The sequence below is a fragment of the Bradyrhizobium sp. SZCCHNR1051 genome (assembly GCF_032489615.1).
Taxonomy (GTDB): Bacteria; Pseudomonadota; Alphaproteobacteria; order Rhizobiales; family Xanthobacteraceae; genus Bradyrhizobium.
In genome coordinates, this window is record NZ_JAUEYJ010000010.1 from 150,020 (window position 1) to 162,865 (window position 12,846).

The 12,846-nt window shown below is 64.6% G+C and carries 13 protein-coding genes; 4 read left to right on the forward strand and 9 right to left on the reverse strand.

All coding sequences use genetic code 11. The annotated features are described in order from the left end of the window. The first annotated feature begins 49 nt into the window (after window positions 1-49). Window positions 50-1,510, forward strand: coding sequence for a DEAD/DEAH box helicase (locus tag QW868_RS14440; RefSeq protein ID WP_315755582.1), 1,461 nt, complete (start codon window positions 50-52; stop codon window positions 1,508-1,510). Between the two features lie 298 nt (window positions 1,511-1,808). Here QW868_RS14440 and QW868_RS14445 read toward each other — a convergent pair whose 3' ends face one another. Then, window positions 1,809-1,940: a hypothetical protein gene (locus QW868_RS14445; RefSeq protein WP_316230800.1), complete on the reverse strand. Its 132-nt coding sequence runs from the start codon at window positions 1,938-1,940 to the stop codon at window positions 1,809-1,811. Between QW868_RS14445 and QW868_RS14450 the strand changes: the two genes are divergently transcribed. Further along, window positions 1,929-2,927 carry a diguanylate cyclase gene (locus QW868_RS14450; RefSeq protein WP_316230801.1) on the forward strand — a complete coding sequence of 333 codons (999 nt, stop codon included), beginning with the start codon at window positions 1,929-1,931 and terminating at the stop codon, window positions 2,925-2,927. The two genes, QW868_RS14445 and QW868_RS14450, sit on opposite strands and share 12 nt — an antisense overlap. A 34-nt stretch (window positions 2,928-2,961) precedes the next feature. Here the strand turns inward: QW868_RS14450 and QW868_RS14455 are convergent, their stop codons facing one another. The 8 genes from QW868_RS14455 to QW868_RS14490 form a co-directional block, all read right to left on the reverse strand. Further along, window positions 2,962-3,513 carry a TfoX/Sxy family protein gene (locus QW868_RS14455; RefSeq protein WP_316230802.1) on the reverse strand — a complete coding sequence of 184 codons (552 nt, stop codon included), beginning with the start codon at window positions 3,511-3,513 and terminating at the stop codon, window positions 2,962-2,964. A 117-nt stretch (window positions 3,514-3,630) separates the two neighbouring features. Further along, complete coding sequence (locus tag QW868_RS14460) at window positions 3,631-4,032, reverse strand: iron-sulfur cluster assembly accessory protein (RefSeq protein ID WP_315737809.1); 402 nt, start codon at window positions 4,030-4,032, stop codon at window positions 3,631-3,633. 61 nt (window positions 4,033-4,093) lie between these two features. Then, window positions 4,094-4,465 (reverse strand): SUF system Fe-S cluster assembly protein, encoded by a 372-nt coding sequence (locus QW868_RS14465; RefSeq protein ID WP_315737808.1) that lies wholly within the window; start codon window positions 4,463-4,465, stop codon window positions 4,094-4,096. Further along, window positions 4,462-5,709 (reverse strand): cysteine desulfurase, encoded by a 1,248-nt coding sequence (locus QW868_RS14470; protein ID WP_315755584.1) that lies wholly within the window; start codon window positions 5,707-5,709, stop codon window positions 4,462-4,464. Before QW868_RS14470 ends, QW868_RS14465 begins: the two co-directional genes overlap by 4 nt. Continuing rightward, window positions 5,706-7,019, reverse strand: coding sequence for a Fe-S cluster assembly protein SufD (sufD, locus tag QW868_RS14475; RefSeq protein ID WP_316230803.1), 1,314 nt, complete (start codon window positions 7,017-7,019; stop codon window positions 5,706-5,708). Before sufD ends, QW868_RS14470 begins: the two co-directional genes overlap by 4 nt. Window positions 7,020-7,041: 22 nt before the next feature. After that, on the reverse strand, window positions 7,042-7,794 hold the full coding sequence (gene sufC / locus QW868_RS14480) for a Fe-S cluster assembly ATPase SufC (protein WP_315712154.1): 753 nt from the start codon (window positions 7,792-7,794) through the stop codon (window positions 7,042-7,044). Window positions 7,795-7,907: 113 nt separating this feature from the next. After that, window positions 7,908-9,404: a Fe-S cluster assembly protein SufB gene (gene sufB, locus QW868_RS14485; protein WP_315798542.1), complete on the reverse strand. Its 1,497-nt coding sequence runs from the start codon at window positions 9,402-9,404 to the stop codon at window positions 7,908-7,910. Between the two features lie 84 nt (window positions 9,405-9,488). Further along, complete coding sequence (locus QW868_RS14490) at window positions 9,489-10,652, reverse strand: cysteine desulfurase family protein (RefSeq protein ID WP_316230804.1); 1,164 nt, start codon at window positions 10,650-10,652, stop codon at window positions 9,489-9,491. Between the two features lie 172 nt (window positions 10,653-10,824). On the opposite strand from QW868_RS14490, the gene QW868_RS14495 reads away from it, so the two are divergent. Both QW868_RS14495 and QW868_RS14500 read left to right on the forward strand, forming a co-directional pair. Continuing rightward, window positions 10,825-11,616, forward strand: coding sequence for a LytTR family DNA-binding domain-containing protein (locus QW868_RS14495; RefSeq protein WP_316230805.1), 792 nt, complete (start codon window positions 10,825-10,827; stop codon window positions 11,614-11,616). 318 nt (window positions 11,617-11,934) lie between these two features. Further along, complete coding sequence (locus QW868_RS14500; RefSeq protein WP_008971476.1) at window positions 11,935-12,582, forward strand: alpha/beta hydrolase; 648 nt, start codon at window positions 11,935-11,937, stop codon at window positions 12,580-12,582. Window positions 12,583-12,846 lie beyond the last annotated feature (264 nt).

Below are 12,846 nucleotides of genomic sequence, written 5' to 3' on the forward strand. Positions count from 1 at the left end.
GGCGTCGAACAGAGGCCCCGTGCCTATCGGCGCGTGACATAGAGGCTCGATGTCTTTTTCCAATCTCGGCTTGTCCGACAAGGTGTTGGCTGCAGTTGCGGCCACCGGTTACACCACCCCCACGCCCATTCAGGAACAAGCGATTCCTCACGTCCTGGCGCGCCGCGATGTGCTCGGCATCGCCCAGACCGGCACCGGCAAGACCGCCGCGTTCGTCCTGCCGATGCTCACGATCCTCGAGAAGGGCCGCGCCCGCGCACGAATGCCGCGCACTCTGATCCTGGAGCCGACCCGCGAGCTGGCCGCCCAGGTCAAGGAGAATTTCGATCGCTATGGCGCCGGGCAGAAGCTCAATGTCGCGCTCCTCATCGGTGGCGTCTCCTTCGGCGACCAGGACACCAAGCTGACCCGCGGGGTCGACGTCCTCATCGCCACGCCGGGCCGCCTCCTCGACCATACCGAGCGCGGCGGATTGCTGCTCACCGGGGTCGAACTCCTGGTCATCGACGAAGCCGATCGCATGCTCGACATGGGCTTCATCCCGGACATCGAGCGCATCTGCAAGCTCGTCCCCTTCACCCGCCAGACGCTGTTCTTCACAGCAACCATGCCGCCGGAGATCCGGCGCATCACCGAAGCCTTCCTGCACAACCCGCAGAAGGTCGAGGTTTCCAAGCCCGCCACCACCGCCGTCACCGTGACGCAGTTGCAGGTCCCATCCGGACGCGAGGCGCATCAGAAGCGCGAGGTGCTGCGCAGGCTGTTGCGGGACGCCAAGGATCTGAAGAACGCAATCATCTTCTGCAACCGCAAGCGCGACGTCGCCATCGTTCACAAGTCGCTGCAGAAGCATGGCTTCAGCGTCGGCGCCCTGCACGGCGACATGGACCAGTCGGCCCGCACGGCCGCGCTCGATCAATTCCGCAAGGGCGAACTGCCCTTGCTCGTCGCCTCCGACGTCGCCGCACGCGGCCTCGACATTCCGGAAGTCAGCCACGTCTTCAATTTCGACGTGCCGCATCATTCCGACGACTACGTTCACCGCATCGGCCGCACCGGCCGTGCCGGACGGACCGGCACCGCAATCTCGATCGTGGCCCCGGCCGACCAGAAGTCGATGGTCGCCATCGAGAAGCTGATCGGACAGGGCATTCCGACGATCGAGGGCGACTACGAGGTGCAGGAATCCTCGGGCGACGAGGACACGCGTGAGCGCCGTCCGCGTGACGCCGCGCGTCGCGGCAGCCGCGGCAAGGCGCGGGAGCGCGATGCGGCCCCTCGCGAGCGTGATGCAGCCCCGCGCGAGCGTGAGCCGCGGGCGGCAGCGCCGCGCGCCGCACAGGCAAATTCTCCTCGGCCTGCCGCGCCGAGCGCTCGCAAGGAACAGCCTCGTAACGAACAGCCTCGCAATGAAGCGCGGCGGCCGCGGCGCGACCTCGACAACGAGCCCGCTGATCACTCACATCTGCCGGCGTTCCTGCTTCGCCCGGTGAGGGCACCGCTTCCCTGAGCAAGCAAGATTCCGGGCTGTTCCAAATGCGGTCGCCCGGAACGTCGCGTCCGCAAAAAGATCAGCTGCCGCTTCCGTCAGACATGAGACTTAAGTCGACGACAGCGCTGGAGCTATCAGCGAGGCGCACACCCGAGCGAACAGCTCCAGCCCGCTTCAGCAAGTTCCCAGAAGCATCCTATGTAGCTCATTGAACATATGAGGTGCCTTTCCCGTATGCGTGGCTTGGGTGTATCCGGGATACTACGGCCGTATTTACCCCTGGTTCACAAACGTCCTTTAGCTTGGCCGGCATTGTTTATTTCATTGCTGTGACGACGGCGACGCGGGCGATTGGGGAGAACCTGTGGTGGTCAATGCGCTTGACGAACACGAACGCACGATAGGCTTCGCCGAAGTCGCGCTCAGCCAGATCAGAATGCTTCGCCATTCGGCCAATCCGCGCAATTACGAGGTCTGGTACGTCTACGCGACGGGCTACAACGCACCGCTGAACGAGATCATCAACGAGACGCTGTCGCGCAACGGCAAGCTGTCGCAGTCCGATCTCGATCAACTGTACGACTCCTACCTCGCGCAGCTCAAGACGTCGGATCGCATCGACAAGGTCGGCGCGCGCGTCGTCGGCGAGATCGACGACCTGGTGAACATGCTCACCGATGCTCTCGGCAGAACGGCGAGCTACGATGCGAGCCTCGCGGGCGCCGATCAGCGGCTCGCGTCGGCAACCAGCCGCGAGCAATTGGTGGACATCATCGAGGCGCTCACCGATTCGACCAGGCAGATGCGCGAGACCAACCGGATCCTCGAAGAGCGGCTGACGCTGTCGAAGGACGAGATCAGCGGGCTGCAGCATAGCCTGGAGGTGATCCGGGCCGAGAGCCTGACCGATCCGCTCACCGGCCTCGGCAATCGCAAATATTTCGACCGGATGATCGAAACGACCGTGCAATCGGGGCTAGCGACCCAACAGCCGCTGTCGCTGCTGATGTTCGACATCGACCATTTCAAGTCCTTCAACGATTCCTACGGACATCTCACCGGAGACCAGGTGCTGCGCCTGGTCGGAATGACCCTGAAGCACGCCATCAAGGGGCAGGACATCGCGGCGCGCTACGGCGGCGAGGAATTCGCCGTCGTGCTGCCGAACACCTCGCTGCAGCACGCGCTGACAGTCGCCGATCACATCCGCCGCGCCGTGACGGCGAAGGAGCTGAAGAAGAAGTCGACCGGGGAGATCCTGGGACGTGTGACGATCTCGGTCGGCGTGTCGCTGCTGCGGGCCGGCGACGATACCGATACGCTGATCGAACGCGCCGACGCCTGCCTCTATGCCGCCAAACGCAACGGGCGCAACAAGGTGGTGTGCGAGAACGATCCCGAATACGCGACGACGACGCGAGGTCGGGTGGCCTGACTGCGACGGTGCCGGCGTTGCCCCGGCAGCAGCATCAACGCGTCCGCGATGATGGCGTGCGGGATTTCTGTCGGCCCGACGCTGCTGTCGCACTGCGCGTCTTGCGACCTGCCGCGGGCGCTTTGCGGATCGTCTTGGCGACCTTCCGCGTCTTGGCCGGCTTGGCCGTTTTCGCCGCTGGCTTGGTCGCACCGGGCTGCCCCCCGCCACGTGCCGGACCCTGCTCGCGCCCGCGGCGAGATGCCGCCCGCTTCCTGGTCTGCTTGCTCAGGGCCGCTCTTTGCGCCGCTGCAAACGCATCTCTGGCCCATATCGCGAACTCGTCGGAGTCGTCGAACAGATGCGCCGGCACTTGCCAATACGAGCGCACCGTCATGGTCCGCGCGCGGGTCTCGTAGGAGAACGGCTTGGATCCGGCCTCCTCGAACCTGGCAAAGCTGGTTTCATCAGCACGGAGATAAAGGCCGCTGCGCAGCGCAAGCGCGAAGTTGATGCCGTCGGCGGAGATGCCGAAGCCGGAGAACATCCGCCGGATTGTGACCGGACCGAAACCGGCGAACAGATCGATCAGGAATTCGCGGTCCATCGCACCAGCTCTCGCCAACGCCCCAGTTGCTCGCCTGGAGTTTTCGGTCGAGAGGGTGGCGCATGTCAATGTCCGGAACGCGACAGCTCCGGTGCCGCCCTGGCTGAAAGCGGACGATCAGACCTCGGCCGGCTTGAGCTGAACCGACTCGCCGCAGCCGCAGGCGCTGATCTGGTTCGGATTGTTGAACACGAACTGCGCCTGCATCTTGTCGGCCTGATAGTCCATCTCGGTGCCGAGCAGGAACAGCACGGCCTTGGGATCGACCAGGATCTTGACGCCCTTGTCCTCGACGACCTCGTCGGTCGGCCGGATATCATGGGCATATTCGACCGTGTAGGACTGACCGGCGCAGCCGCCATTCTTGACACCGACACGCAATCCGATGATCTCGGACTCGGCGCGATCAGTGAGCTCACGGATGCGCCTGGCCGCCGCATCGGTGAGCCGCATCACCTGCGGACGGGGCCGCGGCTTGGGCTTGGCAACAGGCGCTGTCGAATTCGTCGTGCTGGTCATGGCGTCATCCCGGCGGGGTATGTGATCCGCCCTTACTATTCAAACTTCGTGCCCGCTCGTCTCACCACATGTTCAGGACGAGCCGGGCCTCGTCGCTCATCCGGTCCGGCGTCCATTGCGGCTCCCAGACGATGCTCACATTGACCACGCCGACCCCCGGAACGCTGGCGATCGCGTTTTCCACCATGGTCGGCAACTCGCCGGCCGCCGGGCAGTTCGGCGTCGTCAGCGTCATCAGGACGTCGACGCTGCGGTCATCCTTGATGTCGACCTTGTAGATCAGGCCGAGCTCGTAGATGTCGGCCGGGATCTCCGGATCGAACACCGTCTTCAGCGCCGCGATGATCTCGGTGGAGAGCCGCTCGGTCTCCTCCGGCGGCAGCGCCGAATGGGTTTCGACAGTCTGAGTTTTGACGTCGGCCGTGTCGGTCATGCAAACAATTCCCGCGCCTTGATCAATGCCTGTGCAAGCTGATCGACCTCTTCCCTCGTATTGTACATGCCAAACGAGGCCCTGCAGGTCGCCGTGACGTTGAATCTCTCCAAAAGCGGCATCACGCAGTGCGTGCCCGCGCGCACCGCGACACCCTGGCGATCGATCACGGTCGCGATGTCGTGCGCGTGCGCGCCCTTCATCTCGAACGAGATGACCGGGCCCTTGCCCTTGGCGGTGCCGATCAGCCGCAGCGAATTGATCTCGCGCAGCCGATCCTGGGCATAGGTGAGCAGGTCGTGCTCGTGCGCGGCGATGCGCTCCTTGCCGACCGAATTGACGTAATCGATCGCCGCGCCCAGCCCGACCGCCTCGACGATCATCGGGGTGCCGGCCTCGAATTTGTGCGGCGGATCGCCATAAGTGACCCAGTCGCGCGCGACCTCGCGGATCATCTCACCGCCGCCATTGTAGGGGCGCATGGCAACAAGGTGGTCGTACTTGGCGTAGAGCACGCCGATGCCGGTCGGCCCGTACAGCTTGTGGCCGGTGAAGACATAGAAGTCGCAATCGATGTCCTGGACATCGATTGCGAGGTGCACGGCGGCCTGGCTGCCGTCGACCAGCACAGGGATGCCGCGCGCATGCGCTGATCGCACGACCTCCTTCACCGGAACCAACGTGCCCAGCATGTTCGACATCTGCGTGATCGCGACCAGCTTGGTCCTGTCCGTCAGCAGCTTCTCGAACTCGTCGATCAGGAAGTTGCCGTCATCGTCGACCGGAGCCCACTTGATCACGGCGCCCTGGCGCTCGCGCAAGAAGTGCCACGGCACGATGTTGGAATGGTGCTCCATGATCGAGAGCACGATCTCGTCGCCTTCACCGATGTTCGGTCCGCCCCAGGAGGATGCGACGAGGTTGATCGCCTCGGTCGCGTTGCGGGTGAAGATGATCTCTTCACTGCGCCGCGCGTTGAGGAAGCGCGTGACACGCTCGCGGCCGCCCTCATAAGCTTCGGTCGCGGCATTGGCGAGATAATGCAGGCCGCGATGCACGTTGGCGTATTCGCTGGTGTAGGCCTGCGTCATGCGGTCGAGCACGGCGCGCGGCTTCTGCGCCGACGCCGCATTGTCGAGATAGACGAGCGGCTTGCCGTAGACCTGCAGCGCCAGCGCCGGAAAATCTTCGCGGATGCGGGCGACGTCGTAGGAGCCGTTTGAGACAGCGGGATGCGTGCTCATGCGCGCGCCTCCATCCAGTCCTGGGCGGCGGCGATGACGCGCTCGCGCAGGCCATCATCCTCGATCGCCTCGATCGCCTCACCGACGAAGGCCTGGATCAGCAGCGCCTGCGCCTGCTTCTCGGGCAGGCCGCGGGCGCGCAGATAGAACAGCAGGCTTTCGTCGAGCGCGCCGGCAGTGGCGCCGTGGCCGCAGGAGACGTCGTCGGCGAAGATCTCGAGCTCCGGCTTCGAGTCGGCCTCGGCCTCGTCGGAAAGCAGCAGCGCCCGCGTCATCATCTTGCCGTCGGTCTGCTGCGCGTCGGGGCGCACGATGATACGGCCCTGGAATACCGAGTGGGCACGATCGTCGAGCACGGCGCGGAAGTTCTCGCGGCTGGTGCAGCCGGGTACCGCGTGGTCGACAACCAGGGTCATGTCACCATGCTGCTTGTCGCGCAGCAGGTTGACACCGTTGACGATCAGCTCGCTGCCTTCGCCCTTGAGAGTAATGAAGCCCTGCAGACGACTGACGGCGCCGCCTGTTGTCATGTTGAAGATATTGAGTTTCGACCGCGCACCGACCTCGTACTTGGCTGAAGTGATGTTAACGGCGTCCCTGGCATCGCGCATCAGGCGAATGGTGGACAGCGCAGCGTCATCACCGAGGGACACGACCACGGCGTCATTGGCCTGATAGCCTGAGGCACCATCGGCTGCGATCGCGCTTTCGATCAAAGTCGCCTGCGCGCCGTTCCCCACCGAAAGATGCGAGCGGCTGGCACGCGATGCTTGCGATGCTGTCGCGATGTGAATGATCTGCAGCGGGTTCGAGAGCTTTGCACCATCCGCCACGGAGATCAGGACACCATCGGTCGCAAGCGCACCGTTCAAGATGACCATGGCATCGTTGACGGTCGTTTCCAGCAGCCGCTCGCTGCCGGCGCTCTGCAGCGCCTCGCGCAGCGTGTGAACCTTGACACCATCCTCGGAGGCCGAAATATCCGAGAGCTCCGCCACGAACACGCCGTCGACCAGCACCAGCTTCCGAGCACCGTCGACGGCAACAGAAGCCAGCACGGCTTTGGCCCGCGCCAGCGCCGCCGCGTCCGGCGCGCCTGCCAGCGGCAGCACCTCGCGCATCAGCACACGAAGATCGGTGTACTTCCATTCCTCGATGCGCCGGTGCGGCAGGCCCGTGCGCTCGAAAGCCGCGAAGGCCTCGCGCCTGATATCCGCGACCTTGCCGGCGCCGGGCAGCCGGCCCTGGGCGGAAGCAAAGACGCTGCTCGCCACGGTGCCGCTGTCGTTCTTGACCAAAGCTACGTTCATCACAGATCCATTCACGCAGCGATCAGGCCGCGTCTTCGAACTGGGCGTAACCGGACGCCTCGAGCTCCAGCGCGAGCTCCTTGCCGCCGCTCTTCACGACGCGGCCCTTCGACATCACGTGAACGACGTCGGGCACGATGTAGTTCAGCAGCCGCTGATAGTGGGTGATCACGATCATCGAGCGCTCCGGCGAGCGCAGCGCGTTGACGCCGTCGGCGGCGATGCGCAGGGCATCGATGTCGAGACCGGAATCCATCTCGTCGAGGATGCAGAGCGACGGCTGGAACAGCGCCATCTGCAGCACCTCGTTGCGCTTCTTCTCGCCGCCGGAAAAGCCGACATTGACGCCGCGCTTGAGCATGTCCTGCGGAATGCTGAGCGATTTCGAGATCTCGCGCACCTTCCTGAGGAAATCCGGCGTCGAATACTCCTCCTCGCCGCGCGCCTTGCGCTGCGCGTTGAGCGCGGTGCGCAGGAACGTCATGGTCGCGACGCCTGGAATCTCGACCGGATACTGGAACGCCAGGAACACGCCCTTGGCGGCGCGCTCGTCCGGCGCCATCGCCAGGAGATCCTCGCCCTTAAACAGGATCTCGCCGCCGGTGACCTCATAGCCCGGCTTGCCGGCGATGACATGGGACAGCGTCGACTTGCCGGAGCCGTTCGGCCCCATGATGGCGTGCACCTTGCCGGCGTCGATCGAAAGCGTCAGGCCGTGGAGAATCTCGCGCTCCTCGACGCGGACCTGCAGGTTGTTGATTTCGAGTAGTGCCATAATCTGTTTCCGCTCAACGCTTGCCCTGGAGCAACCGATCGATCGGGTCCGAGGGCGGATGATGTTGATGTCAGCAAGAGCGGGCCGCGCAGCGGACCCGCTCCCATGTGGTCTTAGCCGACCGATCCTTCGAGGCTGATCGAGATCAGCTTCTGCGCCTCGACCGCGAACTCCATCGGCAGCTGCTGCAGCACGTCCTTGACGAAGCCGTTGACGACGAGGCCGACCGCCTCCTCCTGCGAAAGGCCGCGCTGGACGCAATAGAACAGCACGTCCTCGGAGATCTTGGACGTCGTCGCCTCGTGCTCGAAAGTGGCCGAGGAATTCTTGGCCTCGATATAGGGCACGGTGTGCGCGCCGCACTTGTCGCCGATCAGCAGCGAATCGCAGGCGGTGAAGTTGCGCGCGTTGGACGCCTTGCGATGCGCCGTCACCAGGCCGCGATAGGTGTTCTGCGAGCGGCCTGCGGCGATGCCCTTGGAGATGATCCGGCTGGTCGTGTTCTTGCCGAGATGGATCATCTTGGTGCCGCTATCGACCTGCTGATAGCCGTTCGAGATCGCGATCGAATAGAATTCACCACGGGAATTGTCGCCGCGCAGGATGCAGCTCGGATATTTCCAGGTGATCGCCGATCCCGTCTCGACCTGGGTCCACGAGATCTTGGAATTGTTTCCACGGCAGTCGCCACGCTTGGTGACGAAATTGTAGATGCCGCCGACACCTTCCGAATTGCCCGGATACCAGTTCTGCACCGTCGAGTACTTGATCTCGGCGTCATCGTGCGCGACCAGCTCGACCACGGCCGCGTGCAGCTGGTTCTCGTCGCGCTGCGGCGCGGTGCAGCCCTCGAGATAGGAAACGTAGGCGCCCTTGTCGGCGATGATCAGCGTTCGCTCGAACTGGCCGGTGTTGCGCTCGTTGATGCGGAAGTAGGTCGACAGCTCCATCGGGCAGCGCACGCCCGGCGGCACGTAGACGAACGAACCGTCGGAGAACACCGCCGAATTCAGCGTCGCATAGAAATTGTCCGAGGTCGGCACCACGCTGCCGAGATATTTCTGCACCAGCTCGGGATGCTCGCGGATGGCTTCCGAGATCGGCATGAAGATCACGCCGGCCTTCCTCAGTTCCTCCTTGAACGTGGTCGCGACCGACACCGAATCGAACACGGCATCGACCGCGATCTTGCGCGTCTCGGGGCTGCCAGCGCCGGGCACCGGCTCGACGCCTTCGAGGATCGCAACCTCGCGCAGGGGAATGCCGAGCTTCTCATAGGTCTTCAGGATCTCAGGATCGATCTCGTCGATCGAGGAGAGCTGCTTCTTCGGCTTCGGCGCCGAGTAGTAGTAGAGATCCTGGAAATCGATCTTGGGATAGTCGACGCGCGCCCAGGTCGGCTCGGTCATGGTCAGCCAGCGGCGATAGGCCTCGAGGCGCCATTCGAGCATCCAGGCGGGCTCGTTCTTCTTGCCCGAGATGAAGCGGACGGTGTCTTCGGAAAGCCCCTTCGGAGCCTTCTCGGATTCGATGACAGTCTCGAACCCATAGCGATATTGGTCGACGTCGATCCGCCTGACGCGGTCGACCGTCTCTTGTACGGCTGGCATTCCATCCTCCGCTCGCGGTTTCAAGGACCGCGGTGGACACGTTCTGGAACCGTCTTACGACGTTTCGTCGACGAAATCACGCCCTTAGAATCGCTCAAGCACGGTTTCGTCGCCACCTTTAAGTAGGGTCAATGACAGCTTTCGCCAAGCCTGGACGCAACGATCGACCTCCGCCTCCGTGGTGGACCAGCCCAGACTGAGGCGCACCGCTCCCTGGGCCGCTGCGGAACTGGCGCCCATCGCTTCCAGCACATGGGACGGCTGGACCTTGCCGGACGAACACGCCGAGCCGGAAGACACCGCGATCCCTTCGAGATCGAACCCGATCACGGCCGTCTCGGCCTTGAGCCCCGGTGCGGTGAACAGCGTCGTGTTCGGAAGCCGCGCCGCTTCGGACGAAAATACCGTCACGCCAGCGATCTGACGAAGGCCCGCTTCCAGCCGGTCGCGCAGCGCCGTGATCCGGGTCAGGTCCACCTCGCGCGAAGCCAGGGCAGCGCCGGCCGCGGCGCCAAATCCGGCAATTCCGGCCACGTTTTCGGTTCCAGCCCGGCGGCCGCGCTCCTGGCCGCCACCGCGGAGAACCGGTATCGGCTCCTCCACGCCGGCGCCCAGGACCAGAGCGCCGACGCCCTTGGGTCCGCCGATCTTGTGCGCAGAGATGGTCACAAGGTCCGCGCCCATCTGCTTGATATCGAGGGGTATTTTCCCGAATGCCTGGATCGAATCGACGTGCAGCACGCCGCCCGCCTGGTGCACAATCTCGGCGACTTTCGAAACCGGTTGAAGCACCCCAGTCTCGTTGTTGGCGGCCATGACGGACACCAGCGCCGGCGGCCCGCCGGCCAGCAGGGCTTCCAGGCGGCCGAGATCGACCACGCCGGAGGAGTCGACCGGGATCGTCTGCACCGCTGATGGCGCGAACCGGCCGCCGGCCAGCACCGAGGCATGCTCGACCGCAGACACCAGCAGCCGCTCGACCGGGCCGGCCGGCGCGCGCAGGCCTGGGCTCAAGGCGAGCACATTGGCCTCGGTTCCGCCGGAGGTGAACACCACGCGGCGCGCGACGGTGCCGAGCCCCCGGGCGATCACCTCGCGGGCCTCCTCGGTCAGCCGCCGCGCCTTGCGGCCTTCGGCGTGAACCGACGAGGGATTGCCGACCAGATCCATGGCGGCGAGAATCGCCGCGCGCGCTTGCGGTCGCAGCGGGGTCGTCGCATTCCAGTCGAGATAGATCCTGTCGGCCATGGCTCGTTCTTATCAACTCGGGACACGAACGACCATCGCTCGCCCGCGCCATGATGATGCGCGACGGCCAGCGTGATATCGTCGGGCGCGAGATTGAGATAGCGGGTCCGGTGCCATGAACAAGCTTGTCGGCTCGATGCTGCGTCCGAATGATCGTACCTTCTACGCGATCATGGCCGGGCTCTCGCTCGGCATCGGCGTCGTCAACGCCCTTTCCGCCGCCCACGATGCCGTCAGGCGGGGCGCGGCCTACGATCTGGAAAAGCAGTTGCTGTGGGAAATGACGAGCATTGTCGTCATCATCCTGCTGGCGCCGCTGCCGGTCGCCACCGTTCGTTCCATCCGGCTGGGCCCGGCCGCCATGGCACGTCATATCGCGCTCGCCGTCGCCGCCGTCGTCGCCTTCTCTGCGCTTCACATGATCGGCATGGTGACGCTGCGCAAGCTGCTGATGTGGACCGCGGGCGGCGCGTACGACTTCCAGCTCTCCCTTGCCACCATCGTGTACGAGTTCCGCAAGGACGTCATGACGGCGCTGCTCATCGGTGGCACGCTCTGGCTGTACGACGGCTATCGCGCGAGCGCTGTCCGAGAGCCGACACGGCGATCCGAGCCTCCTGCCCCTGCCACGCTCTGGCTGCGCGACGGCCCGAGCCGCATCCGCATCTCGCCGGCCGACATCCTGTGGGTGGCCGCGGCCGGCAACTACGTTGAATATGCCATGGCCGACGGCAGGCGGCATCTCATCCGCGGCACCTTGTCGGCCGCCGAGGTCGAGCTCGCCCGCTTCGCGCTCGTCCGCATCCACCGCGGCCGGCTGGTCAACATGGCCCGGGTCGCCGCGCTTTCGGTCCTGCCAACGGGCGATTTCGGCCTGACCTTCGACAGCGGACAATCCGTGCAGGGCAGCCGCCGCTATCGCAGCGCCGTTGCGCAGCTGGAGCACACGGCGTCGCTGCACTGAACGGCCGGGCTGCAGACGAAAACGCCAGTATTTTCATCGAATTGCAGGCGCATTCGGATCACGTTCCGCGGCCGCTTCGCCCCGCCGCTGTGTCGGCGGCCCGGTCTGCATCCCTGCCGCAGCCGCCTTGCCGGGCGTTGAAAATCCTTGCTTTTTGCCCCGCGCTCCATGCTAGAAGGCCAACTTCCAGTCACGCCAGCGCTGCTCCGTCCAAGCGAACGGATGGCGCTCGATCACCACTTCTCCTGCGGAATTCGTCGGCGAGGCGCCAGATGAAGCTCGGACGAAGTCGGTCGACGCTCTGCCAAGGATTCTCTGATGCCTGAAGTCATCTTCAACGGTCCGGCCGGCCGCCTCGAAGGCCGTTACCATCCGGCGAAGCAGAAGAACGCGCCGATCGCGATGATCCTGCATCCGCATCCGCAGTTCCACGGCACGATGAACCATCAGATCGTGTACCAGTGCTACTACGCCTTCGCGCATCGCGGCTTCTCGGTGCTGCGCTTCAATTTCCGCGGCGTCGGCCGCAGCCAGGGCTCGTTCGACCACGGCACCGGCGAGCTGTCCGATGCGGCCTCCGCGCTCGATTGGGCGCAGACCATCAACCCCGAGGCACGCGCCTGCTGGGTCGCCGGGTTCTCGTTCGGCGCCTGGATCGGCATGCAGCTTTTGATGCGCCGCCCGGAGGTCGAGGGCTTCATCTCGATCGCGCCGCCCGCCAACCTCTACGACTTCTCGTTCCTCGCGCCCTGCCCGTCCTCCGGGCTGATCGTGCATGGCGAGCGCGACGCGGTGGTGCCGCCCAAGGACGTCAATACGCTGGTCGAGAAGCTGAAGACGCAGAAGGGCATCGTGATCGACCAGCAGGTCATCCCCGGCGCCAACCACTTCTTCGACGGCAAGCTCGAGCCACTGATGGAAACCATCACCGCCTATTTGGACATGCGCCTCGCCAATGTGAGGTGAGGTCGGCGCGTCGTTGCAAAGCCCTCGGTCTGTAGGGTGGGCAAAGGCGCGCTCCGTCAACGCGGATGGTCGCAACGCGCCGTGCCCACCATCTTCATTTGGCGGCTCGGAGACAATGGTGGGCACGCCTGCGGCTTTGCCCACCCTACGAACTACGAACTGCCGCCACATTCTCCGCCGTCATCGTCCGCAGGCGGGTGATCCAGTGCGCCGCGGCTTCTCAGTTCGTCACCGGCGTCTCGGAATACTTGATCGTCCGCCTGC